Source organism: Aquimarina amphilecti, from assembly GCF_900109375.1.
Classification (GTDB): domain Bacteria; phylum Bacteroidota; class Bacteroidia; order Flavobacteriales; family Flavobacteriaceae; genus Aquimarina; species Aquimarina amphilecti.
This window is the reverse complement of sequence record NZ_FOAB01000001.1, coordinates 277,742-303,442: the sequence shown is the minus strand read 5'-3', so window position 1 is coordinate 303,442 and position 25,701 is coordinate 277,742. Positions and strand designations below refer to the sequence as shown.

Here is a 25,701-nt window from a genome sequence, read left to right as displayed (position 1 = left end):
ATTAATTAGCTTATTTTACTTGCCGCTTGTTCTACAGCCTTTTCTATTCTATTATAAGAAGCACATCTACATATATTACCACTCATAGCATCTCTAATTTCTTCTCTATTTGGATTAGGATTTTGTTCTAAAAAAGCTGCAGCGGTCATAATTTGTCCTGCTTGACAATATCCACATTGAGGAACATCAATCTCTTTCCAAGCTTGTTGTACGGGATGAGAAATATCTTTAGACAACCCTTCTATTGTTGTGATTTTCATTTCTGTTGCTACAGAAACTTTTAATAAACAACTTCTAGTTGCAACTCCATCCGCATGCACGGTGCAGGCCCCACATTGTCCAATACCACAACCAAATTTGGTTCCAACCAGATCGAAATGATCCCGTAAGACCCATAATAAAGGTGTATCTTCATCCGCTTCTACTGAAAGCGATTGACCATTTACTTTTAGATTATAAACAGGCATGAGTTTTATTTTTAGGATTTGTATTTAATTAGTCTAAATAAGAGAATAACTCTTATTTCGTTATTGAAGTTACTAAAAATACGGATCGACAAATTCAACTTTAACAGAGCTTTATGGTATCATTACCTTCATATTTTTAAAATCAGTTAATAATTCCGAAATTCGCAAAAAAAATCTTTGGCAAAGCATAAAATAGTTATCACTGGAGGTCCTTCGACAGGAAAAACATCTATTATCAAAAAACTTGAAGAAGAAGGGTTCTTTTGTTTTCCAGAATTTATCAGAAGTATCACACAAGAAGCAAAAGATAATGACGAAGCTATTCAGATAGTTTCCAACCCAATCGTGTCTGTTTCTAATCCCTACGATTTCAATATTCAATTATTAAACGGTAGGATTGATCAATATAACGATCCTATAGCTGATACTATAGATCTAGCTTTTTATGACAGAGGGATTCCTGATGTTCTGGCATACATGAACCTTTTTAACCAAGAATATGATGAAACATTTGTAAAAGCTTGCACTGACCACACCTATAATCAAATTTTCTTATTACCGCCTTGGAAAGAAATTTACACTTCTGATGAGCAACGCTATGAAAGTTTTGAAGAAGCACAACAAATTCATCATCATTTATTAGAGACATATTCTAAATTTGGTTACAATTGTATTGAGGTTCCTTTTGGAAATGTAAAAGAACGTAGTACTTTTATATTACAACACGTAATATAGTATCGATGACCACCTCTATCCAATTATTAAAAAAGATTTGGAATTATGATTCTTTCAGACCTTTACAGGAAGAAATCATCAATGCTGTTATAGAAAATAATGACACATTTACGCTACTCCCTACAGGAGGTGGAAAATCTATTTGTTTTCAGATTCCTGCATTACTTAGACCCGGAATTTGTATCGTAATATCTCCTCTAATTGCACTGATGCAAGATCAGGTTCAGCATTTACAACAAAAAGGTATAAAAGCCATTGCACTAACTAGTGGTATTAAGTATTCGGAATTAGATGTACTTTTAGATAATTGTATTTATGGTAATTATAAATTCTTATATCTATCTCCCGAAAGACTTCAACAAGATTTAGTAAAAGAGCGTTTAAAAAAAATGAACATCAACCTTATCGCTATTGATGAAGCTCATTGTATTTCGCAATGGGGTAATGATTTTAGACCTTCTTATAAAAAAATTAAAATACTAAGAGAAATCAAACCTGCTGTTCCAATGATTGCTCTTACTGCCTCCGCAACTCCTAATGTAGCGGATGATATAATTAAAGAATTAGACTTATTTCAACCCAAAACTTTCAAACAATCCTTTTTTAGAAGTAATTTAGGGTACATGGTTTATCACACTTTAGATAAAAGTGATAAACTTATCCGAATTTTAAACAATTATAAAGGAAGCTCTATCATTTATGTTAGAAACCGAAAATCTGCAGTAGAAATTAGTGATTTTCTAAACGCCAATGGACATAAAACCACATACTATCATGGAGGTGTGGATGCAAAAGAAAAAACAAAACGTTTTCATCAATGGCTAAACGAAGATATTAGAGTTATGGTAGCCACCAATGCTTTTGGAATGGGTATCGATAAACCTAATGTAAAAACCGTTATTCACTATAATATTCCCGAGAGTATAGAAAGTTATTTTCAAGAAGCTGGGAGAGCTGGAAGAGATGGAGAAATTTCTTATGCTTTTCTTCTTAAAAATGAAAATGATATTGTTCGAGTTCATAACCAATTTATTAAAGTACTTCCCGATGTAGATTTTGTAAAATTGATATATCGAAAATTATGTAATTATTTCAGGGTATCTTATGGAGAAGGAGAACAAATGACACATGGTTTTAATTTTAACGTATTCTGTAAAACCTATGGCCTCAGCACTTTAGTAACTTATAATGCTTTGCAGTTTTTGGATCGTTGTAGTGTTATTAATTTTACCCAACGTTTTACTAAAAAAAGCTCCATACATATTACCTCTACAGGGAATCATTTACTAGGATACTTAGAACAAAAACCTCACTTAGAACTAGTAACTAAAGCGATTCTTCGAACTTATGGAGGTATTTTTGATGAAGAGATCAAAGTGAATCTATCTCTCATAGCGTCTAAGGTAAATACTAATGAAGCATATGTTATTACTGTTCTCAAAGAATTAGAGGCTGCAGAACTACTAATTTTCAATAATCAGTTAACCGATGCTGATATTACCTTTTTAGTACCACGAGAAGACGATCACACTATTAACCGTATAAAACCATTTATTGAAGAAATCCATTCTTCCAAATCCAACAAAGTAAAAACCATGATTGGATTTGTTCAAAATGAAACGATGTGTCGAAGTAGACAACTGCTCGATTACTTCGGAGAGGAAGATGGTAAGGATTGCGGAATTTGCAGCGTATGCCTTTCTAAGAATGTTACTATTATTGATCCTAAAGAAATAAAAAGCACCGTTATCAATCTCTTACAGAAAAATGAACTATCCTCTAGAGACCTTTTAATGAAACTGAAGTGTCCTGAAGATATTGCACTAAAAGTACTTAGAGAACTTAATGAACATAATATCATAAGGATCGATCCTTATAACAACTATCAACTAGTATAAAAGAAATAATGAGAGACTTAAAAATCATATTTATGGGAACTCCGGATTTTGCCGTAGAAACCTTAAAAACAATCATCGAAAATAATTATGACGTAGTTGGTGTTATTACGGCTCCAGACAGACCTGCAGGAAGAGGTAGGAAACTAAGAGCATCCGCTGTAAAAGAGTATGCGTTAAGCAAAAATTTACCAATATTACAACCAACAAATCTAAAAGATGAAAAATTCATTGAAGATTTAAAACAATTAAATGCAAATCTAAATATAGTTGTTGCATTTAGAATGTTACCAAAAGTAGTATGGGACATGCCTAAATATGGGACATTTAATCTTCATGCCTCTTTACTTCCTCAATATAGAGGTGCAGCACCAATTAACTGGGCAATTATAAATGGAGAACAAAAAACAGGTATTACCACTTTTTTTATTGATGAAAAAATAGATACTGGTCATATTATTCTTCAAAAAGAAGTTGAAATACAACATAATGAAACTGCAGGTTCACTGCACGACACATTAATGACTAAAGGAGCTTCTTTGGTTGTGGATACAATTAAGGCAATTGAAAGCGAAACTGTAACTACGAAAATACAACCAAAAGAAGATAATGAATTAAATACCGCTTATAAACTACATCGCGATAATACTCGGGTGAACTGGAATAGTAATATTCAAACAATTTACAACCTAATAAGAGGTTTAAGTCCATATCCTTCAGCTTGGTCTTTATTACATAATAAAGGAGAAGAAATTTCTATTAAGATATATGATGCTGAAATTGAACAACAAGAACATAATTTTGATATTGGAAAAATTATCGTAGAAGATTCTATAATCAAGGTAGCAGTCAGCCAAGGATACATTATTCTAAATAAAATTCAACTTCCGGGGAAAAAAGCTATGGAAGCCAAAGCTCTCTTAAATGGGTATACCTTTTACAAGGATGCTAAAATGGCCTGAGCCCTTGCTATCACTAGAGTAAGAAAATTCATAGAAAACCTACAGGTTTATTAACAATCGTCCTGAGTTATCAACAAAACCCCGTATTTACTGGGCTAATCCTTGCACGAATCATAAATCCGTATAAATTTGTAGAGCGTTTAACAAAAATTTGGTTTAACCAACAATTAATTTAAAAACAGAATTATGAACAAAACAGAATTAATCGATGCAATGGCAGCTGACGCTGGAATTACAAAAGCAGCAGCAAAGAAAGCTTTAGAATCTTTCTTAGGAAATGTTGAAGGTTCTCTTAAAAAAGGTGACCGTGTTTCTTTAGTAGGATTTGGTTCTTGGTCAGTTTCTAAAAGAGCTGCAAGAGAAGGTAGAAACCCTCAAACAGGTAAAACTATCAAAATTGCTGCTAAAAATGTTGTAAAGTTCAAAGCTGGTGCAGATTTATCTAGTTCAGTTAACTAAATTATTTAGTTTTTGATATTATAGGAAGCTCTCTTTTTAGAGAGCTTTTTTTATTGTTTATTGGTAAAAGTCCCACATCCACTTTGATTATTAAAAATAATTATTTAGTTTTAGTATAAACTACACCAACTATGATTTCACTACAACCTTCAAAAGGACATCTTCTGATTGCAGAGCCATCTATTATTGGTGATGTTTCTTTTAATCGTTCGGTTGTACTTCTTGCAGATCATAGTGACCAAGGATCTATCGGATTCATTATGAACAAACCATTGGATTACGTATTATCTGATTTAGTTCCTGAAGTAGAAGCTGAATTTAAAATATATAATGGAGGTCCAGTTGAACAAGATAACTTATATTTTATTCATAAAATTCCAAATTTAATACCTAACAGTGTGGAAATATCTTCTGGTATTTATTGGGGTGGTGACTTCTCAGTAGTTTCGGATTTAATCGAAAAAAATAAAATTACTCCAAATGAGATTCGCTTTTTTCTAGGATATTCTGGCTGGGATGCAGAGCAACTATTACAAGAATTAGAAGCTAATTCTTGGGTTATCGTAAAAAACACTTATGAAAAAAATATCATCGGTAAATCCTATGACACTTTTTGGAAAGAAAAAATGATTGAATTAGGAGGTGACTATCTGTTATGGTCAAACGCTCCTGAAGATCCTAGCTACAACTAATCCCCTATTCTAATTCTTGCATTTAACACACCTAACAATCTTCTTGTTACTTCTGAAGTATATTCCTTTTTCCTAAACTTAGTAATAGGTTGTATTCCTATGATTACATTGGTAATGAATAATTCATCTGCTTTCTGTAGTTCGAAGGGAGAAATTGATGCTTCTTCTACCTCATACTCTGGTAACTTATCCAAAATTCTCAATAATTGAGTTCGCAAAATCCCTTTTAAACAACCATCTCCAACTGGTGGAGTTTTAATCTTATTCCCTTTTATCAAAAATAGATTGCCATTTAATGCTTCAAGCACCATTTTATTGGTATTCAATAACAAACAGTTTTCAAAGCCATTTTCTTTAGCAAAAACTCCTCCTAATATATTTACTAGTTTATTATTAGATTTTAGTGTAGATAGTAAATCAGGTGCAATATAATGATCCTTAAATAGCGTAATTTCATAAGGAGTATTAGAAATAGTATAAAAGGCAGCACTAAGCGGTATGACAGAAATCGAATAATCTATTCCATTAACAGCAGGTGTATACAATCCTCCTTCTTTTCTATTAACAATAATTTTAATTCTAACAGAAGAATTCATAAATCCATTCTCTTGAATTAAATCTACAATTTCTTGTTGTAAAAACTCTGGAGTGAAATTCATTGGTATTTCCATCCTTAAAATTCTCATCGAAGCCATTAATCTAAAATAATGATCTTCCCAAAAAAGAATAGTTCCAGAATTCACTCGTATCGTTTCGAATAATGCATCTCCATATGCATATCCTCTATTAGTTATAGACAATGTAGCTTCATTATCTACAACTAAGTTTCCATTAATATTAACCATAAAAAAAGCCCCTTATTACCAATAAATCATTGGGCGGGGCAAATATACATTATAAAAATAAAGGATTTATGCTGAACCTAAAACTTGTTTTAAATTACCTATCATATTATCCCATAACATTTTGTTTTCATCGATTTCATCATCATCAGAGAAATCAGTTACCATTAAAGAAACATCTTTGGTTATCTCATCCACCTGTATGCGTAATTCGAAAAAATAGTCATTCCCATCTTCGTCATCTGCGACCCATCTAAATTTGATTCTTTCTCCGCTTTTTTTACTTAAAAGTTTTGCTTCCTCTTCACTATCATCCCAGATAAATGTAAACATTTCACCACGTGAATTTACATTATCCGAAAACCACTCAGAAAGTCCTGATGGTGTAGAAATATATTGATATAATAGTTGTGGAGAAGATTGTATTACAAATTCAAGTTCGTATTTTATTTTTTCAGACATATTGCAAATTGTTAGTAAGCCAATATATAGATTAATTATTTACTTTAAAAATATTGAAAAGAGTATTTGAAAAAATTAATTCTTCTTTATTGTTTGCTACAATGCTTTTTGTTTTTATATTTGCACCCGAATTAAAATGATGTAGCATCTATTTGGCGAGGTAGCTCAGCTGGTTAGAGCGTTGGATTCATAACCCAGAGGTCGGGGGATCGTGCCCCCCTCTCGCTACAATAATTCGTTAAAGCCCTTATTTTTAAGGGCTTTTTTTAGTTTACATCCTTAAATAAAAAATGCCACCCACATTAGTGGATGACTTGTTCTTAAATTTAACGCGGTTATCAAATTTACATTTGCCTATTTAGCGCATCAATTTGTTTTGTTTTTTTCTGCATATACTTACTCATTTTCTCCATTTCTGCTGCAGGAAGCGTAGAAATTAATTTCCTATATTGTTTAGTTAAACTCGAACTAGATTCGCTTAGTTTCAAAAAGGCATCCATATCCGCCTTAGATTCTACAGCTTTTTTATATTTTGAAACATAAGATTCATAATCTCTAATATACTTTTTAGCTTCAATACTACTAAATGAGGGAGCTCCTGCCGGAAGTTTTATCGTTTCTTTCTTAGGTTTCTTTTTCGTTGGTTTCTTTTTCTTCTTTACTTCAACTTTCTTTTCCTCTACAACCTCCACAACATCAGTTGAGTCCACCACTTCTTCAATAATTTCAACTTTATCAGATTTAGGATCTTTTTTACAAGAAACTATAAAAATTAGCAAAAAGCATAGTAAAAATCTCAAAAAGATATTTTTCATAATCACAATTTTAAGTAGTTAATATAAGGTTATTTTTAGTTGGGTCTATAAAATTATTGGTCGTATTTATTTTAAAAGTAATTCCAATTCTTCTAAATTCATTGTTTCCTGCGTTCCAGTTTGCATATTTTTAACAGTAAAATTGTCGTTTTCCATTTCTGAGGCACCTGCTAAAATTACAAATGGAATTTCTCTTTTATTTGCATACTTCATTTGTTTATTCATCTTAGCGCTATCAGGATAAAGTTCAGCAACTATATTACTCCTTCTTAATTGATGTACACTTTTTAAACTATATAAAGCTTCTTCTTTACCAAAGTTAATAAATAATGCCTTTGTAGATTGAGCTACTGTATCTGGAAATAGATTCAATTCTTCTAAAACTAAATAAATTCTATCTAATCCAAAGGAAATCCCAACTCCACTAACATCTTTTAATCCAAAAATACCGGTAAGATCATCATAACGTCCTCCGCCTCCAATAGAACCCATCTTCACACCCTCTGGTGCTGCAACTTCAAAAATTGCCCCAGTGTAATAATTTAAACCACGAGCTAATGTAACATCTAGATCAAGTGAAGTTTTATCCAAAGGTATTTCTGCAATTGTATTTATAATAAACTCCAGCTCCTCTACTCCTTTCATACCTTCTTCAGAAGACACCAATAACTCTTTTAACTTATTAATTTTCTCAGATGTGTCTCCTGTAAAGTTAAAAAGTGGCTTCACTTTCTCTATAGCAGATTCAGAGATCCCTTTAGCAAGCATTTCTTTTTTAACTCCTTCTTCGCCTACTTTATCTAATTTATCAAGTGCTACAGTAAAATCTATCAATTTATCACTCGCTCCTATAACTTCTGCTATTCCTGAAAGAATCTTTCTATTATTCATTTTAATAGTCACACCTTCTAACCCCAGTTTACTAAACACTTTATCATAGAGTTGAATAAAATCAACCTCTTGCCATAAAGATTTACTTCCCACTACATCAGCATCACATTGATAAAACTCTCTAAACCTACCTTTTTGTGGACGATCTGCACGCCACACTGGCTGTATTTGATAACGCTTAAATGGAAAATCAATATCGTTTTGGTGCTGTACCACATAACGAGCAAAAGGAACCGTTAAATCATAACGGAGAGCTTTTTCGCTTATCTTAGAAGTTATCTTACTACTATCTTTACTACCATATAAAACATCATCCACTTTATTAAGATAATCTCCACTATTCAATATTTTAAAAATCAAACGATCTCCTTCTTCTCCATACTTACCCATCAACGTATCACTATTCTCAAAACTTGGAGTTTCTATAGGATGAAAACCAAACAGCTGAAATTGCTCTTTGATTGTATTCATTATATAACTTCTCTTTGCTACTTCAATTGGAGAAAAATCACGTGTTCCTTTTGGTATGGATGGTTTTTGTGCCATGTCCGGTTTTTATTTTTTTTGAATTAATAAAATATATTTTGAACTCCAAAATACTTCTACTAATTATCAATTATTAAAGGATGTAAATATCTAAAAAAGCTATAAAATTTTACACGAAAAGCATAAAGAGTTTTACTTATATTAATAAAATTTACTTTTTTGAGTAACTTTAAGCTCATTTTGTAGTCTTATACTTCAAAAGATACTAATTCACCCATTATGTTTTCACTTTTTCGAGAGAATATCAGTATAGCTTTAGACTCTATAAAAGGTCAGCTTTTACGAACAATTCTTACTGTTTTGATTATTGCAATTGGTATTACCGCATTAGTTGGTATCCTAACATTTCTTGGAGCACTAGAAAATACTATTACCGGAGATTTTGCTTCTATGGGATCTAACACCTTTAATATTCAACGCTATGAATTTACAACAAGACGTGGCGGAAGTGGAGAGAGAGAAAAGATAAATCCAATTATTAGTTATCGTAACGTAAGACAGTTTAAAGAAAAATTTCAATATCCTTTTTCTAAAACTTCCGTATCCTTTACTGGCACCAGAAATGCAGAAGTTAAATTCGAAAATGAAAAAACGGATCCTGAAGCATCTGTAGTTGGTGTAAATGAAAATTATCTAGAAAACACAGGAACCGAAGTAGAATTCGGAAGAAGTTTCACTTTTTTTGACATAGAAAACAATAACAACGTATGCTTAATAGGTTCTGATTTTAAAAAGAATATTTTTAAAGACACAGATCCTATCAACAAAACAATCAGCATAAGAGGCGTGAAATTTAAAGTTATTGGTGTTTTAGAAAGTAAAGGTGCAACTTTTAGAGACAATCAAGATCTTAAGGTATTAATTCCCTTGCAGGTTGCTCGCTCAATATACACATTACCAAATATCAATTATAACATTAGTGTAAAAGTCGACGACAAACAGTTCTTAGAAGGTGCTCAAGATGAAGCGATCATTACTTTTAGAAAAATAAGAAGTCTAAATCCTGTGGAAGAAAACGATTTTGGTTTAGAACGTAGTGATGACCTAATTAACCGTATTTCTAGTATTACATCCTATCTTTATTGGGCGGCTTGGATTATTAGCATCATCACAATTTTTGGATCTTCTATAGCTCTAATGAACATTATGTTAGTTTCTGTAACAGAACGAACTAGAGAAATTGGGGTACGTAAAGCACTTGGAGCTAAAAAGAACACCATATCTAGTCAGTTCTTTATGGAAACCGTAATTATTGGTCAAATAGGTGGTATCGTTGGTATTATACTAGGTATAACTATTGGAGCAATTATAGTTGCCGTTTCTGGTTTTGAATTTGCAGTTCCTTGGCTAGCCATTTTTGCAGCAGTGATCACTTCTTTTCTAACAGCTGTAGTTTCTGGATCCTACCCAGCAGTCAAAGCGGCTAGACAAGATCCTATAGAATCCTTAAGATATGAATAATCAATAATTAGCCTAAAAGCTTAGTTAAGATTTATTCTCTACTAACTTTTCAAAATACTGATATAATTCACCTTTGGTAATATTGGCTCCTTGTAAAATAAGCTTAAACTTATCCATATTAGGATCTTCTGTGTAATCCTTATTGGCATTATAGAAAGCTACTTGGTCATCTAACAAATTGTTTCTTAACCAATCATACCCTTCTTGTGTCGTAATATCTATATCAGGAAAATTCACTTTAATAGCTATTAAATGCATTTCTGTTTCACCAAGGTGAAATAAATGTATTTGATCTTTAGAAAAATGTTCTAAAAACTGAGCGTTGCTCAAAACCCCTTCCCAAACCAAATCACTAAAAACATCTATCTCTTCTTCAGCTACTTCTGGCTTGTTCTTTTTAATATCACTCCACTCATCTGCTGTTATAGATTGTGTAGCTAAAAAATTGATGAATTCTTGGTGTAATTCTTCTAACTGTTCTTTGGTAAGCCTGCGATATCTCATCTTTTCTAATAAAATTGGGTGCAAAAATAGTGATAATAAAAAATCCGTTCCTAATAAAGTAAGAACGGATTTTTAAATCTAATACAGAATTTCTTTTTTTTAGTTAAAAATATATCGAAGTCCAACCTGTGCTTGCCATCTAGAATCTAAACTAAAGTCATTAGCAAAGGTTCTGGTCTGAGAAGTATCAAAAGAATACGTTGGGGTATTAGTAGCATCAACAGTAACACCAATTGGCTGATCATTTACAGGTATCTCAATAACTCCCCAATCAGAATTTAATAAATTACCAAAGTTTAGAATATCTACACTCAACTGTATGGTATTTGTCTTATCACCTATTTGGAAATTATAATCTTGTAATAATTTTAAATCCCATCTTCCTCTCCAAGGGCTTAGAATTGCATATTTCTCTGCATAATCCCCTCTACGTTCTCTAAGGTACTCATCTTGTTGTACATAAGCTTCAAACGCAGCTCTTTGATCAACTTGCTCCGTTATTGTTCCGCTAAAATTATATGTTGCCAATTCAGATTCAGTAGGAATATAAATCAAATCATTTAAAACAGAACCGTCATTATTTATATCTCCTGAATATGTATATGAAAACCTCCCTCCTTGTGCATACTCATAAAAAGCTCCTAAAGAAGTTCTCCATTGCTTATTTTTTCCATAACTAAAAGATTTATTGATCTGCCCAACAATCCTATGTTTATCTCCATATCTAGAAGCAGTACTCACAGCTTGATTAACATTACCAATAGCCGGGTTTCTGTCATACGCATCGCTTGATATTTCTGCATCTAAAGAACTAGCATCTTCCGCTTCCAAGAAATTATAAGCAACACTAGCGAACAATCCATTTTTAAAGTTTTTCTGAAGTTTAAAAGACCAGTTAAACGAATAACCAACATTAGTATTTGTAAACACATATGCATTGGTTGTACCTCCAAATTCATTGACCGCTCTATCCGATGCTAGATACACAGGTCTACCATCTGCTCCATTTAGTGTCCCAGACGGAGTAGCTAATCCATAATTACGAACCATCTGCGCATTAATATCTTCTGTGTAAATAATATCCGTCGAAGCTATCAACCCATTTTTAAATTTATAATCAACACCTAAACTATTTCTAAATACCTGCGGAAATTGAAAATTAGGTGCTGATGTTGTGTAAAAGAAAAAGTTTGGATTAGCAACCTGATTCCCTATCCACACAAACGGAAGACGACCGGTAAAAATACCCGTACCACCCCTAATTTGAATTGTTTTATCTCCTTTTACATCATAATTAAATCCTAGTCTCGGAGAAATCAATAATTTTTTAGAAGGCAAATCTAAACTGTTTAAATTCGTAGGAGTTCCATTTTCATCAAAATAAGTAATTCCAGGTTGATAATTACCATCTGGAAATTCACCTCCAGCTGCTCTTTCTATATTTTCAGCGATTTTATCTCTAGTATCGAAGAAAAGAGGTTGATCCACTCTAACACCATATGTTAATGTAAACTTATCATTCATTCTCCATTTATCCTGTGCATAAAATGCTAATTGACCTACATTAGTTTCTGCTAACGCCCAATTATCTATTGAATTATTAGTGTCAAAAACATTCTGAGCATTCGCCAGTGCTTCTGCAATAAGACCATTATTAATAGCTTGTTCAAAACTATTGGTCGAACCAGCTGTTATACGAACACTATCGAAATCAGGTGCAAATGTACCTACTCCTCCATTCGCATTAAAATAGGTATATACTCCTAGGTTAAAAGAATTATCAAATTCAAATCTCTCAAAACTTCCTCCTAGAGTAATTGTATGGTTTCCTGTTACTATATTTAAATTATTGGTTACCTGATAAACCTTCTGTTCTAATCTATTATTAATAGAAAACGGTTCATGACCAGCTACAATATAACGCACCCCATCTTGTGCTATATTAATTGGAGGAGCTGGTGCAGAAAATGGATCTCTACTATCATCAAAAAAAGTATATCCTGCTTGAAACTTATTTGAAATATTTCCTCCAAAATTAGAATTCAATTCTACTAAAAATGAGCTGATCTTGTTGTTTATAGTGTATCCAGCATTTCTAAACTGAAGCGTTGTTAAATCTGGACCTCTTCTACCTATTGCTTCTGGATTTCCCGGTAAATCACGAGATGCATCTAGAAAATTATAAATCAATGCTAATCGATGATTATTACTGATATTCCAATCAAGTTTTAAAATTCCTTTAGTCGATTCTGTATTATGTGTATATCCCTCATAAGGCCCTGTTTCATAACCCAACAAACCAAGTTGTTGAGAAACATAATCTAAATCCTCAGCTGATACTCTCGAAATGTTTGCCCCTGTCAATCCAGGTCTAGCAGCCAAAAAATTCGAACCCAAATCTTCTCTATCATCAATTTCAAAATTTCCAAAAACAAATAGTTTATTCTTAATGATTGGACCTCCAACACTAACACCATACTGCGCTTGTGTTAGATCAGGAACAATAATATCATCATCCCCAACCTTATCCCCTGTTAAATCTTGATTACGATAGAAACCATATACCGTACCTTTCCATTCATTAGTACCACTTTTGGTAACTGCATTAACTGAAGCCCCAGTAAATCCAGCTTGAGTTACATCATATGGTGCAGTAGACACTTGGATTTGATCAATTGCATCTAATGAGATGGGCTGCGCATTTGTTTGTCCTCCTGGAGTAGCCGCATCTAATCCAAATGGATTATTAAAAATAGACCCATCCAGACTAAAATTATTAAACTGATCATTTCTTCCTCCAAAAGATCCATTACTAGAAGCAGTAGGCTCTAAACGATAAAAATCAGCAGCGGAACGAGTAATAGTAGGCAATGACTTTAATTCTCTATTGCCAATACTAGTTTCGGCTCCTGTTCTTTCACTACTAAAAGTAGCGTTCTTATTTGTAGTAATAACAACCTCTTCTAATTGATTATCATCTTCTATCATTATGATATCAATATTATAAGTTTGTCCTAACTGAAGAAAAACGTCATCATATATTTTTTTCTTAAAACCTACATAACTAACAGTTACTCTATAAGGTCCTCCTACTCTTAAATTAATAAGATCAAAACGTCCATCAAAATTAGTAGTTCCACCATACGTAGTTCCTGTAGGTGAATGTATCGCTGTAATATTTGCTCCAGGCAATAATTGATTAGCATTATCATACACTAATCCAGAAATATTAGAAGTAGTTACCTGAGCTTGAGTTGTAATTGCCAATAATGCAAAAACTAAAGTTAGAAGAGTTTTTTTCATTGATTGTATTTTTGTGTGAATAAAGTGAATTTAAATAAAAAAAACCGCTCAAATGAGCGGTTTTCTATATTATTATAAACCAGTTATCAACTGATTTAAGAAATCTAATTATTTAGCTTGAGCTACTATTTCAAAAGCAACTGGTGTAACTACTGCTCTATGTAAACGAACAGAAGCTTCGTACTGACCTAAACGCTTAATCGTTCCTCCAGGAACAGTAATAAACTTTTTCTCTAGTTCAACACCTTCTTTTCCTAGTGCTTCAGAAACATCAGCATTAGAAACAGAACCGAATAATTTATCTCCAGATCCTACCTTAGCAGCAATCTTGATTTCGAATCCAGCTATTTTTTTAGCTATTTTCTCAGCATCTTCGATTTCTTTCTTTTCTTTAAAAGAACGTTGCTTTAACGTTTCTTCCAATACTTTTTTAGCAGATGGAGTTGCTAATACTGCAAAACCTCCAGGAATTAAAAAGTTACGTCCATAACCGTTCTTCACCTCTACTACATCGTCTGCGAATCCTAGATTCTCAACGTCTTTCTTTAATATAAGTTCCATAATGTTATGACGAATTTTATTTTAATAAATCACCAACGTATGGCATTAATGCTAAGTGTCTAGCTCTTTTTACAGCTACGCTCACTTTACGTTGATATTTTAAAGAAGTTCCAGTAAGACGACGAGGCAATAATTTACCTTGTTCATTCACAAACGCCATTAAGAAATCAGGATCTTTATAATCAATATATTTAATACCTGACTTTTTGAAACGACAGTACTTCTTTGCTTTTGAAGTATCTATATTTAATGGAGTAAGATACCTGATCTCTCCATCTTTTTTTCCTTTAGCTTGTTGTTCTATAGATGACATAATTAAGCTTTTTGTTTGTTTCTATTTCTTCTTTTTTCAGCCCAAGCAATTGCATACTTGTCTAAACGAACGGTAAGGTAACGCATTACTCTTTCGTCTCTTCTGAACTCAACCTCTACTGGGTTAATAGCTTCTCCTGGAGCAGTGTACTCAAATAAGTGATAAAAACCACTTTTTTTGTGCTGGATTGCATAAGCTAGCTTTTTCAGCCCCCAGTCTTCCTTGGATATCATCTTGGCACCGTTAGAAACAAGAATGTCTTCGTATTTCTTAACTGTTTCCTTTATCTGTTCTTCAGATAAAACGGGATTCAAGATGAAAACAGTTTCATAATGATTCATAAAAAATCTATTTTTAATTAAAATTGGCTGCAAAAGTAACATTATTTTTTTGATTTTCAAACTAAAAATCACTTCGACGAAACACATCTTTTATCGATAAAAAGCGTAAAATGTTTGTGGAAATAATATATATTCATTAATATTGTATAGAATATTAACCTATGCAAGTGGAACAATCTCAATTAAAATGTGCGGTAGTAGACGATTCTCGTCTACAAAGACTGGCCATTGTTAAATTAATAGATGAACATTCATCACTAGAATTAGTGGCTGAGTGGAACAATGCTATTGAGACAAAAAACGGATTATTAGATACTCCTGTTGACTTATTATTTTTAGATATCGAAATGCCAATTCTTACCGGATTTGACCTTTTGGATGATCTGGAAAATAAACCTCATATCATTTTTGTTACTGGAAAAACGAAATACGCTTTTAAAGCCTTTGATTACGATGCTATTGATTACTTAAGAAAACCTCTTAAGAAAGATCGATTTAATGCTGCCGTAGAAAAGGCCCTTAGTATGTCTCGTTTAAATTCTGAACAAGCATCTATTGAAGACGATGACTATATCTTTGTTAAAAGTAATTTAAAAAAGCGTAAAATATTTTTAAGTCAATTAAAATATGTAGAAGCTTTGGGTGATTACGTAAAACTAATTATGGAAGATGGTGATCCGATAGTTGTATTAGCAACTATGAAGTCCTTTGAGGCTGAACTTCCAAGTGATCGTTTTCTAAGAATACATAAATCATATATTGTAAATCTTGATAAAGTAGAACGATACAATAGTCGTAATATAGAAATCGCTGACGAAAAAATACCTCTTAGTAGACATAAGAAACATTCTTTAATAGAAGCATTAAGCGGATAAAGAATTCGATAACAAACAAAATAAAAAGTCCCGCTTTGCTTAAGCGGGACTTTTTATTTTGTTTGTTATATTCTTTTAGTCAAAGAACCTAAAATATTAATAATTATCTACATTAATAATAATTCGTACTCCCGAAAATTCTTTTATACTTTTAAAAGAACTTTGCACCTTATTAATAACATCTTTAGTCTTTTTTAAAGATTGTCCATGAGGTATTTTAATCAATATATTTTTATTATACTGATTCCTTATTCTTGATATTGGAGGGAATTCTGGCCCCAATATATTCTCTTTAAAAGTCATCGAAAGAGATTTCGCTAACCATAAAGTAGCTTCGTTTACTTTATTATAATCTTTATGACGTCCAGTAATTTTAATTATTCTATAAAAAGGCGGGTATTTGTATTGATAGCGTTCTTCTATCTGATCTTTATACATACCTGAATAATCATTAATTGATACCTGCTGAAGAATTTGATGGTATGGATTATACGTTTGTATTAACACCTTGCCCCTTTTACTCGTTCTTCCTGCTCTACCCGCAACTTGTTGCATCAATTGAAAACTTCTTTCATGTGCTCTAAAATCTGGGAAATTAAGAAGGTTATCCGCGTTCATGATTCCAACTAATGTTACATTTCTAAAATCTAACCCTTTGGTTAGCATCTGCGTTCCTACCAAAATATCAATTTCTCCATCTTCAAACTTAGTTATAATCTTCTCATACCCATGTTTCCCTCTAGTAGTATCCTGATCCATTCTACCAATATGATGTTCAGGAAACAATTCTCTAAGTTCATTTTCTATTTGCTCTGTGCCAAACCCTTTTGTTGTTAACTCATGACTATCGCAAGCAAGGCATTTTTGCAACATTGCTATATGATATCCACAATAATGACATCGTAATTGATTTCGAAAGTTATGATACGTTAAACTTACATCACAATTAGGGCATTGAGGAGAATGACCACAAGTATTACATTCTACTACCGGGGAATACCCTCTTCTGTTTTGAAATAAAATAACTTGCTCTTTTTCTTTTAAAGCATCTTGGATCGCCTTTAACAGCGTATCGCTAAAATGGCCAGTCATTTCTTTTTTCTTATACTTAGTTTTTAAGTCTACTAGGTTTATATCTGGCATTAACACATTCCCATATCTCCTTGTTAATTCAACCAAACCATACTTTCCTTGTTCTGCATTATAGTAAGATTCTAATGCTGGTGTTGCTGACCCTAAAACTACTTTAGCCTTAAACATACTAGACAATACTACTGCAGTATCCCTAGCATGGTATCTTGGCGCAGGATCATATTGTTTAAATGAGCTTTCGTGTTCTTCATCTATAATAACCAAACCAAGATTAGTAAATGGTAAAAAGATGGAAGACCTTGCTCCTATAACAATCTGAGCTTTAAATTTTGCATCTTTTACATTGTTCCAAGCTTCTACTCTTTCGTTTACAGAATATTTAGAATGATATACTGCTAATTTTTCTCCGAAATACTCTTGTAATCTACTTATTAACTGGGTTGTTAATGCTATCTCCGGCAATAGATACAAAACTTGTTTTCCATCTTGTATCTGTTCTTCGATTAATTTTACGTATACCTCAGTTTTTCCTGAAGAAGTAACTCCATGAAATAAACAAACATCTTTTTCTAAAAAATGCCTTTTAATATCCTTTAAAGCTTGTTCTTGATATGAATTTAGGTCTTTTGTAGTTGTTACCTCATCACTCTCGTATTGAACTCTATCAGTTTGTTTATAATATTCCTCTAATATATTCTTGTTAATTAATGTCTTTATTACCGTAGCGTTACTACTTGCCGCTTTTATAAGTTCGCTTACCTTAATTGCCTCATCATTTTTAGCTTGCAACATAAATAAATGCATTAATACATCTCTTTGTTTTGGAGCACGACTTAAGGAGTCCAACAATAATTGCAACCCTTCTTCATTTGTATATTCAGCTACTAATCTAACATATCTTACAAGTTTTGGCTTATACTGCTCATAAATCTCTTCTTGTACAGTAATAACTTGTTTTTCAATTAACCTCTTAATTAAGGGAAGTACATTTTTTTTTCCAATTATATCCATCACTTCTTGTATCCGAAGTAAACTTTGATGCTGTAAAGCTTCATATAATAAAAATTCATCATCTTTTAGCCCACTTTCATCAACAGTTTCTTTATCATTCCTAAGAATAATAGTTTCACTTTCTAACAAAAATGCACTAGGAAGTGCCGCCCTCATTACCTCCCCTTTTGAACACATATAATACTGAGAAATCCAAGTCCAAAGGTTTAACTGATTTGCCGTTACGATTGGAGTTTCATCTAAAATATGTTCAATTTCTTTTGCTTCGTATATTTCGGGTGCCTGCTGATGTATTTTAGTGACCAACGCTGCATACACCTTACTCTTGCCAAATTGCACTGCAACTCGCATTCCTGGTTTTAAAAAGTGTGCTTCATTTTCGTTAACACTATATGTAAACTCTTTGTTAAGAGGAATAGGTAAGATTACATTTATAAAATACGTCATTGAAACTTTTGATTCGAACAAAAATACATTTTTACCCTTATTATATACAACAAAAGGCTGATCAATTGATCAGCCTTTTGTTTATTTTGGGGGAAATTTTATTTATCCATTTTGCCCTAACATTCCTCCTTTAATCAACTTGCAAGCTGGTTCATCTCCTAACCATATTTTAAATAATGCATATTTAAAATCTCTTCCTTCTATATAACCAACTTCTTCTCCGTTTTTAAAAGTTCTTATACCTTTTCCTTTAATGTATACTAAATCAAAAAAGTCATTAATTTGTGTACTACTTCCGAATAATTCTAAGAATTGATCAATTCTAACATCCAAGCTCTGAGTATTACCAAACATAGCATCATCAAAACCTTTTCTAAACACCTTCTTCATCCTTTTATTAGTTACCTTCTTAGAATTGATAACCAATCTAATAGACATACTTTCATCTGCGTCTAAAACTTTTCTATCGTCTGAATACTTATTAACGGTATACAAACCACCTGAATATGTTTCTACTCCTAAAACTTTTCTAACACCAGCTCCATTAAGAGTAAGCTCTTCTCCTTCAAAAGTAACTTTGTAAGGTATAACTGCATCTCCCACTCTTATTTGGGCGGAAGCAATTGTCGTAACGACTAATAAGATAGATAGGGTAATTATTTTTTTCATGATTTAGTTTTTAATTATTACAAAAGCTTAGTTCTGTATTTTTCTAAAAACTAACAGAAAATAATGTTAAAATTTTCTTTAAAAAGGTTTTCTTAAAAAAAACATTATCCTTTAACCCACTTTTGAGTCCTAAACAAAAAAGCAATATAACCCCTAACATTCAACGTATTAGGATCATCTTCATCAAGCCAAATTTTACATTTATACACTTTTCCATTTTCTGGATCCATTATCGTACCGTCTTCATATTCGTCACCATCCTTCTGTAAATCTTTAATAATAACCATTCCTTCTATTGGTTGATTATAATCATCTCCTTCACACTCTATACATAATTGATTACGATCAGATTCTTTCAATATTCGATCTATTTTACCGTACAATTTATTTCCTTTCTTATAAATTTCTACAATTGACCTTGGTTCACCTGTATTATCATCTATGGTCGTCCATTTACCAATAATTTCATTTTGCGCATTCACAAAACCGGTAAGACATAATAATATTATAATAAGAATCTTAGATCTATTCATTTTGATTATGTATTTTTTACTTAAGTGTTCAATATAGAAAATATGCAGCTAAAACAAAAAAGCTATCTGAAATTCAGATAGCTTTTTTTATACTATGGAGATAGAAAATTATTGAAGTCCTAACATCCCATTTTTAATTCCTTCACTAGCAGGTTCATCACCTAACCATATTTTAAATAAAGCATATTTAAAGTCTCTACCTTCTATTAATCCAAGCTCTTTTCCATTCTTAAAAGCTTTTACTCCTTTGTCCTTTATATATACAATATCAAAAATGTCATTTTTCACAATTGGTTCATTAAAAAACTTAATAAACTTATTGATTCTTTCATCTAACGCTTTTGTGTTTCCAAAAGTAGCTTTCTTAAAACCGTCTTCAACGGCTTTAATCATCTTCTTTTGCGTTACAAAACCTGAAACAATGTTTAATTTTATAGACATTGTTTCGTTCGCATCCAAAATAGCTCTCGGATCTTTACTCTTTTTCTGCAAATAAAGACCTCCTGCATATAGATCGATCCATAACATCTCACGCATCCCAGCTCCGTTTAACTTAAGATCAGTTTCGCCAAAGTTTTCTTCATACGGCAAAACTGCCTTACCTACTCTTATTTGTGCCGTAGCTGTTGTTAAAGAAATAAATGCTACGATTAGTAAAGTAATTTTTTTCATCTTTGTTAAAGTTTTAATCTGGGGTGTATTAATAATAAAATTTTTCCTTTCTCTACAAAAGTAATAAAATTTGCTATGCGCGCATAGTAAAAACAGAAAAAAAACGTTAAATTGTGTATTTCACCGCTAAAATAATACTTTTAAACCTAAAAAGCACCTAACATTTCATTTTTTAACCCTTTATCTGCTGGATTATTTCCTATCCATATGTTAAATAACGCTTTTTTAAAGTCTAATCCTTCTACATATCCTTTCTCAACTCCATCTTTATAGATCACACTACCTTTACCTTTCTCATACACAATGTCATAAATCTGTCCTTCTTCAATTTCATCCTTGATGAATCCAACGAAAGTATTTATTCTTTTATCTAAAGAAGCCGTATTACCCTTTGTAGATTTTTTGAAACCATCTCTAAGGGCCGATTCCATTTTGCTTCTAGACATCATACCTGATAATATATGTAGTTTTATAGCCATTGTTTCATCTGCAGCTGCAATTGAACTAGCACTTGTACTTTTTTTCTTTAAATATAATCCTCCAGCATAAATATCGAAAAAGAACTTCTCTCTCATTCCTGCTCCATTAATAGTTAAGTCTTCTCCACTAAAAGTTACCGTACTTGGTAATGTAGCATCTCCAACTTGAACCTGTGCCTGAGTAGTTCCTACAATTGCTAAAAGAATAAATAATAAGCTTAGTTTTTTCATTTTTGTTAAATTAAATGTTTGTATGTTGCTAAAATATTAAAAATTCTTCTTCAATTTAATAAGTGAAGCATTTAATTCGAAACCTAACAGAAGTAAATTAGCATTAAGCCATATATACACCATTAGAATCAGCATAGCACCTATTGAACCGTATAATTTATTATAGTTAGAAAAATTATCTATATATATTCCAAATAAATAAGTAGTTACCATTATTAATACCGTAGTCATAAATGCTCCAGGAGAAAAGAATCTATTCATTTTTCCTTCTGTTGTTCCAAAATAAAACAACGTAGCTACTACAAGGAAAATCATTAAGACAAACAATCCATATTTACCAAATTGTAGCCAAAAAACAGTATTATCCATCACTCCCATTTCCTTAAGATCTTCTAACAAATAGCTAAAATACAAGGTTACTATTACGGTAATAAGCAACAATGATGCCACGATCAAAGATACTCCTAAAGCAACTATATACTGCTTTACAAAATTTCTATTTAGAGTAACATGATATGAATATTCAAAACCCGAAAAAACCGCATTAATACCGTTAGTCATTAAAAATAATGATAATACAAAAACCGTAGATAAAAGACCTGTTCTTGGGTTAGCAGATATATCCGTATATATTTCTTCAAAAAATAATTTAGATTGATTAGGTAAGGCAGAGGTAATAAATTCAAAGAAATTTTCTTGAAAACCGTCTATCTGGATAATTGGTATTAGGTTTAATAAAAATAACAGAAAAGGAAAAAGAGATAGAAAAAAGCTCCAAGAAATGGCACTCGCTCTAGCAGAAAACGTTCCTTTTACGATTCCAATGGTATAAATTTCTACCAAATCATACACGGAAAGGCCTTCAAAACCAGGAAGAATAACTTTTTTACCGATTTTAACTAAAATATTTATAATCGGAATTTTATTGAGTTTATCTTCAACTGCTTTTGACATATACTACACTGCTTTCAAACTCAAATCCAGATTATATACAGAATGGGTTAAAGCGCCACTACTTATATAATTTACACCACATTCAGCATATTTCCGAACTGTTTTTTCATTTATTCCTCCACTAGATTCCGTAAGGCAGGTATCTCCTATAAGTTCGACGGCTTTTCTAGTATCGTCATAATTAAAGTTATCAATCAAAATTCTATATACTCCTGAAGTTTTAAGAATTTCTTTAATCTCATCAAGATTACGAGCTTCAACAATTATTTTAAGATCCTTATCAGTATCTGATAAGTATTTTTTTGTTTTCTCTATTGCTTTAGTAATTCCTCCAGCAAAATCAATATGATTATCTTTTAGCATAATCATATCATATAGCGCAAATCTATGATTCTCTCCGCCTCCTATCTTTACTGCCCATTTTTCTAAAGCTCTAATTCCCGGTGTTGTTTTTCTAGTATCCAGAATTTTAGTTCCTGTTCCTTCTAATAATTGTACAAACTGATTGGTCTTGCTAGCTATAGCACTCATTCTTTGCATAGCATTAAGCACTAATCGTTCTGCTTTAAGAATAGACTGAGAACTTCCTGAAACATAAAATGCAATATCTCCATATTTCACTTTTGATCCATCCTTTATCTTTACCTCAACCTCCATTTTGGGATCAACATAATTAAATACTTCTTTAGCAAAATCCACACCAGCTAATATTCCTTCATCCTTTACCAACAACTTAGCTCTACCAGTTGCCGTATCCGGAATGCACGCTAAAGAACTGTGATCGCCATCACCAACATCTTCTCGTATAGCATTTGCTATTATTAATTCAATTTCTGTATCAAATTGAGCTTTTGTAATCATATTGAATGGTTATTTTTGCTAAAGTAGGAAAAGAAGTTGGAAGTACGAAGTTGGAAGTACAAAGTCAATAAAGAAACTATATCAATGACTATTAAATTAATCGCAGTCGGCAAAACAGATCATAGACAACTACAAGATCTTATCTCTGAATACACAAAAAGATTAGGGTTTTATATCAAGTTTACTTTTGAAATTATACCTGATATCAAAAATTCTAAAAATCTCAGCGAGGCACAACAAAAAGATAAAGAAGGAAAACTGATTCTAAGTAAAACAACTACTTCTGATGTTCTAATCTTATTAGATGAAAATGGAAAGCAATATGACTCCGTAGGCTTTTCTCAACTCTTACAGAAACATATGAATAGCGGTATCAAACAATTGATTTTTGTTATTGGTGGACCATATGGATTTAGTCCTGAAGTATACAATAGAGCTAGCGGTAAACTTTCCTTATCAAAAATGACATTTTCGCATCAGATGATTCGATTATTTTTTATAGAACAGTTATATAGAGGTTTTACTATTCTAAAAAATGAGCCTTATCATCATCGATAAGACTCATTACTTATATTAGAAATGACTTAGTTATTCTCTTTAGTAACAAACTCTTCAATAGCTTTGTTTAACACAATTTGTTCCCTATTTTCAAAATTATCTTTCGTAATTTCTAGTAATAGATCAGGTTTAAGAGGATTTCCTTGAAGCATTTCTCCTTTTTTATTAACGGTTCTTGAATACGGTACGGAAAATTGAAAAAGCTCTATTCCGGGAACATCGTAATTTCTTTGATTATTATCTGTATACATTTTTCTTATATTCCCTTGGTCATCTATATAAAAAACAATGCCAATTAGAGCAAACGTAAGATCCGCAGATTGCGGTTGTCCAACAATGATTGCATTCCCATACTCTTTCATTCTATACACAAAATCATCTGCTGAACTTGCTGTTCTTTCATTTACTAAAACTATTATTTTTTTAACCTTTCGTTTAGCAGTTTCGTTAGGTTCAATATATTTCAATTCGCAACTGTTTCCGCCTCGACAGAAATCTCCTCTTGGCGGTAGAAAACTTCCATTTTCAGTTTTATCGTAAATCCCATTTTCTGAAATTTCGTCAAACCACCTATTTGCTCCAGGAAAACCATATGATAATGCAGTCCTAAGATCATTATCTTCAAGAATAGCTGTTTTCTTGTACTGTATTCTTAGATCTTTAAATTCTGATGGACAAAACTCTGCAAGAAATGATGAGTTTTCATTTCCGCCAGGATTATCCTGAACATCAAAAATCAGATAACTTATATCATTTTCTACCGATTTTAAACCATTTCTAATTTTTGTAATATCATTACAAACTGTAGAATCATTTACTGCTTTTGTGCACCTTAAATCATTATCGCCTCTATTATATGCAAAGTTTTTTATTTTGACTAAAGCTACATTATCTTTTATTAGTAACGCGGTTTTATAGCCTCTCTCTATCAATCGCCAGCCTTTGTATTGATCAATCTCAATTTGCTTCATATAACGATCATAGGAGGATTCAGCATCGTTATTAACAGAATAAGTAACTTCTTTTTTACTTCCATCTTCAAAAGTTATTTCATTTGGAAGATGACCATCCACTTTTAGCGAACCCTGTTCAAATCTATATTTAAAACTAGACTGACAAGTTCCTATTCCATTTGCTCTCGTTTCATAGTTTATAAATTTTTGAAAAATGTCTTTAATAGATTTATCATTAATTTTTGAAATTGTTCTCTTAGATTCTAAATCAAAAAACACAATTTCTGGATATGTAAATCCAATTTTAATTGAACTCTTTATCTTATCCTTTTTTTGTTTTTCTATCGGATAACTGAACTTAAAATAAGAATGTCCGCTTGTAAACCCTTTTCCAAAATCAAGAAATTTCTTTCTTAAACTTTTATAACTATCAGCCTTGATAAACTGTTTTTGATGATATGCCTTGTACTCATCCCAATTTACCTGTTTCGTTTTATTTCTTACCACTATAGCCTCTGCATCTACATATTCTATCTCGGAAATCATCAAATTATATAAATCTGATATTTGCTTAGTGGTAAGAAACTTCTTTTGACCCTGTTGAGCATTGATTGGAATGATATATATAAAAAACATCATCCATATAATAACTTTCTTCATTAAGGTATATTCTTTATTTATCTTTAATTAAATCTCTTAGATCGCTAAATGCATCTATCAAATCTTCTAACAAATCAATTGATAATGCTTCTTTATCCAAATAGACGGATAACTTTCCTTTTCTAAGTTTTACTTTATACCCTTCTTCTCCTTTACTGTTATAGTTCCAAGCGTATGAACCATAAACTTTAGACATTTTTGCTTCTAAATGATTATTAAGAAACTTTTTTACTTCATCAGTTTTATGTGATGGGAAACTTGCTTTTAAGGTATACGTATCATCTGTATTGGAAATAGAAATATTTACCTTATACCCTTTACCACCAGTATCATCACTAGAGTAATTAACTGTAACTTTAGAATTAGAACTTGTCTGTGCGTTGATCATCGGCATTGTAAATGCCATACATAACATAAGAATGATTGTTTTCATAATACTTGTTTTTTGATTAATGAT

27 protein-coding genes and 1 tRNA gene are annotated in these 25,701 nt (G+C 31.9%); 9 read left to right on the top strand and 19 right to left on the bottom strand.

Features of this window, described 5'->3' with window-relative positions; translation table 11 throughout:
* Positions 1-5: 5 nt before the first annotated feature.
* Positions 6-467: a (2Fe-2S)-binding protein gene (locus tag BMY33_RS01290; RefSeq protein ID WP_091404441.1), complete on the bottom strand. Its 462-nt coding sequence runs from the start codon at positions 465-467 to the stop codon at positions 6-8.
* Positions 468-644: 177 nt separating this feature from the next.
* On the opposite strand from BMY33_RS01290, the gene BMY33_RS01285 reads away from it, so the two are divergent.
* From BMY33_RS01285 to BMY33_RS01265, 5 genes are all read left to right on the top strand, one after another.
* Positions 645-1,202 carry an AAA family ATPase gene (locus BMY33_RS01285; RefSeq protein ID WP_091404439.1) on the top strand — a complete coding sequence of 186 codons (558 nt, stop codon included), beginning with the start codon at positions 645-647 and terminating at the stop codon, positions 1,200-1,202.
* Between the two features lie 5 nt (positions 1,203-1,207).
* Positions 1,208-3,100: a RecQ family ATP-dependent DNA helicase gene (locus tag BMY33_RS01280; protein ID WP_091404436.1), complete on the top strand. Its 1,893-nt coding sequence runs from the start codon at positions 1,208-1,210 to the stop codon at positions 3,098-3,100.
* 8 nt (positions 3,101-3,108) lie between these two features.
* A complete protein-coding gene (gene fmt, locus BMY33_RS01275; protein ID WP_091404434.1) occupies positions 3,109-4,059 on the top strand; it encodes a methionyl-tRNA formyltransferase in 951 nt (316 codons plus the stop codon).
* A gap of 186 nt (positions 4,060-4,245) precedes the next feature.
* A complete protein-coding gene (locus BMY33_RS01270) occupies positions 4,246-4,518 on the top strand; it encodes an HU family DNA-binding protein (protein ID WP_027391128.1) in 273 nt (90 codons plus the stop codon).
* Positions 4,519-4,649: 131 nt separating this feature from the next.
* Positions 4,650-5,210: a YqgE/AlgH family protein gene (locus BMY33_RS01265; RefSeq protein ID WP_091404431.1), complete on the top strand. Its 561-nt coding sequence runs from the start codon at positions 4,650-4,652 to the stop codon at positions 5,208-5,210.
* Here the strand turns inward: BMY33_RS01265 and BMY33_RS01260 are convergent.
* Together BMY33_RS01260 and BMY33_RS01255 are read right to left on the bottom strand one after the other, a co-directional pair.
* Positions 5,207-6,055, bottom strand: a complete 849-nt coding sequence (locus tag BMY33_RS01260; protein ID WP_091404428.1) for an aminotransferase class IV — start codon at positions 6,053-6,055, stop codon at positions 5,207-5,209. The genes BMY33_RS01265 and BMY33_RS01260 overlap by 4 nt on opposite strands.
* Before the next feature lie 66 nt (positions 6,056-6,121).
* A complete protein-coding gene (locus tag BMY33_RS01255; protein WP_091404426.1) occupies positions 6,122-6,514 on the bottom strand; it encodes an START-like domain-containing protein in 393 nt (130 codons plus the stop codon).
* 154 nt (positions 6,515-6,668) lie between these two features.
* Here BMY33_RS01255 and BMY33_RS01250 point away from each other — a divergent pair.
* A tRNA-Met gene (locus BMY33_RS01250) sits at positions 6,669-6,742 on the top strand.
* Between the two features lie 116 nt (positions 6,743-6,858).
* Here BMY33_RS01250 and BMY33_RS01245 read toward each other — a convergent pair.
* Positions 6,859-7,329 (bottom strand): hypothetical protein, encoded by a 471-nt coding sequence (locus BMY33_RS01245; protein ID WP_091404423.1) that lies wholly within the window; start codon positions 7,327-7,329, stop codon positions 6,859-6,861.
* A gap of 66 nt (positions 7,330-7,395) precedes the next feature.
* Complete coding sequence (gene hisS, locus BMY33_RS01240; RefSeq protein ID WP_091404420.1) at positions 7,396-8,766, bottom strand: histidine--tRNA ligase; 1,371 nt, start codon at positions 8,764-8,766, stop codon at positions 7,396-7,398.
* A gap of 219 nt (positions 8,767-8,985) precedes the next feature.
* Between hisS and BMY33_RS01235 the strand changes: the two genes are divergently transcribed.
* Entirely contained in the window at positions 8,986-10,227 is a 1,242-nt protein-coding gene (locus tag BMY33_RS01235) for an ABC transporter permease (RefSeq protein WP_091404414.1), read from the top strand.
* A gap of 24 nt (positions 10,228-10,251) precedes the next feature.
* Here BMY33_RS01235 and BMY33_RS01230 read toward each other — a convergent pair whose 3' ends face one another.
* The 5 genes from BMY33_RS01230 to rpsF form a co-directional block, all read right to left on the bottom strand.
* Positions 10,252-10,731, bottom strand: coding sequence for a DUF6495 family protein (locus BMY33_RS01230; protein ID WP_091404409.1), 480 nt, complete (start codon positions 10,729-10,731; stop codon positions 10,252-10,254).
* A 99-nt stretch (positions 10,732-10,830) separates the two neighbouring features.
* Entirely contained in the window at positions 10,831-14,034 is a 3,204-nt protein-coding gene (locus tag BMY33_RS01225) for a TonB-dependent receptor (RefSeq protein WP_091404403.1), read from the bottom strand.
* A gap of 108 nt (positions 14,035-14,142) precedes the next feature.
* Positions 14,143-14,595: a 50S ribosomal protein L9 gene (gene rplI, locus BMY33_RS01220; RefSeq protein ID WP_091404401.1), complete on the bottom strand. Its 453-nt coding sequence runs from the start codon at positions 14,593-14,595 to the stop codon at positions 14,143-14,145.
* A gap of 16 nt (positions 14,596-14,611) precedes the next feature.
* Complete coding sequence (gene rpsR, locus BMY33_RS01215; RefSeq protein WP_170837001.1) at positions 14,612-14,911, bottom strand: 30S ribosomal protein S18; 300 nt, start codon at positions 14,909-14,911, stop codon at positions 14,612-14,614.
* The gene (rpsF, locus tag BMY33_RS01210) at positions 14,911-15,249 is read right to left on the bottom strand and encodes a 30S ribosomal protein S6 (protein WP_091406049.1); all 339 of its coding nucleotides are present in this window, start codon (positions 15,247-15,249) and stop codon (positions 14,911-14,913) included. The genes rpsR and rpsF overlap by 1 nt, the downstream gene beginning before the upstream one ends.
* A gap of 161 nt (positions 15,250-15,410) precedes the next feature.
* Here rpsF and BMY33_RS01205 point away from each other — a divergent pair, with 161 nt between their 5' ends.
* Positions 15,411-16,124: a LytR/AlgR family response regulator transcription factor gene (locus BMY33_RS01205; protein ID WP_035084012.1), complete on the top strand. Its 714-nt coding sequence runs from the start codon at positions 15,411-15,413 to the stop codon at positions 16,122-16,124.
* Positions 16,125-16,220: 96 nt separating this feature from the next.
* Here the strand turns inward: BMY33_RS01205 and priA are convergent, their stop codons facing one another.
* The 7 genes from priA to nadC form a co-directional block, all read right to left on the bottom strand.
* Positions 16,221-18,674, bottom strand: a complete 2,454-nt coding sequence (gene priA, locus BMY33_RS01200) for a replication restart helicase PriA (RefSeq protein WP_091404397.1) — start codon at positions 18,672-18,674, stop codon at positions 16,221-16,223.
* Between the two features lie 102 nt (positions 18,675-18,776).
* Positions 18,777-19,343, bottom strand: a complete 567-nt coding sequence (locus BMY33_RS01195; protein WP_091404396.1) for a chalcone isomerase family protein — start codon at positions 19,341-19,343, stop codon at positions 18,777-18,779.
* A 104-nt stretch (positions 19,344-19,447) separates the two neighbouring features.
* Positions 19,448-19,876: a DUF2147 domain-containing protein gene (locus tag BMY33_RS01190; RefSeq protein WP_091404394.1), complete on the bottom strand. Its 429-nt coding sequence runs from the start codon at positions 19,874-19,876 to the stop codon at positions 19,448-19,450.
* Positions 19,877-19,984: 108 nt separating this feature from the next.
* Complete coding sequence (locus BMY33_RS01185) at positions 19,985-20,548, bottom strand: chalcone isomerase family protein (protein ID WP_091404392.1); 564 nt, start codon at positions 20,546-20,548, stop codon at positions 19,985-19,987.
* A gap of 146 nt (positions 20,549-20,694) precedes the next feature.
* Positions 20,695-21,258, bottom strand: coding sequence for a chalcone isomerase family protein (locus tag BMY33_RS01180; protein WP_091404390.1), 564 nt, complete (start codon positions 21,256-21,258; stop codon positions 20,695-20,697).
* Positions 21,259-21,294: 36 nt separating this feature from the next.
* Positions 21,295-22,212, bottom strand: a complete 918-nt coding sequence (locus tag BMY33_RS01175; RefSeq protein WP_091404387.1) for a YihY/virulence factor BrkB family protein — start codon at positions 22,210-22,212, stop codon at positions 21,295-21,297.
* A 3-nt stretch (positions 22,213-22,215) separates the two neighbouring features.
* Entirely contained in the window at positions 22,216-23,073 is an 858-nt protein-coding gene (gene nadC / locus BMY33_RS01170) for a carboxylating nicotinate-nucleotide diphosphorylase (protein WP_091404384.1), read from the bottom strand.
* 84 nt (positions 23,074-23,157) lie between these two features.
* Between nadC and rlmH the strand changes: the two genes are divergently transcribed.
* Positions 23,158-23,631, top strand: a complete 474-nt coding sequence (gene rlmH, locus BMY33_RS01165; protein ID WP_091404382.1) for a 23S rRNA (pseudouridine(1915)-N(3))-methyltransferase RlmH — start codon at positions 23,158-23,160, stop codon at positions 23,629-23,631.
* A 26-nt stretch (positions 23,632-23,657) separates the two neighbouring features.
* Here the strand turns inward: rlmH and BMY33_RS01160 are convergent, their stop codons facing one another.
* Both BMY33_RS01160 and BMY33_RS01155 read right to left on the bottom strand, forming a co-directional pair.
* The gene (locus BMY33_RS01160; RefSeq protein WP_091404379.1) at positions 23,658-25,244 is read right to left on the bottom strand and encodes a S41 family peptidase; all 1,587 of its coding nucleotides are present in this window, start codon (positions 25,242-25,244) and stop codon (positions 23,658-23,660) included.
* A gap of 13 nt (positions 25,245-25,257) precedes the next feature.
* Entirely contained in the window at positions 25,258-25,677 is a 420-nt protein-coding gene (locus tag BMY33_RS01155) for a hypothetical protein (protein ID WP_139195565.1), read from the bottom strand.
* Positions 25,678-25,701 lie beyond the last annotated feature (24 nt).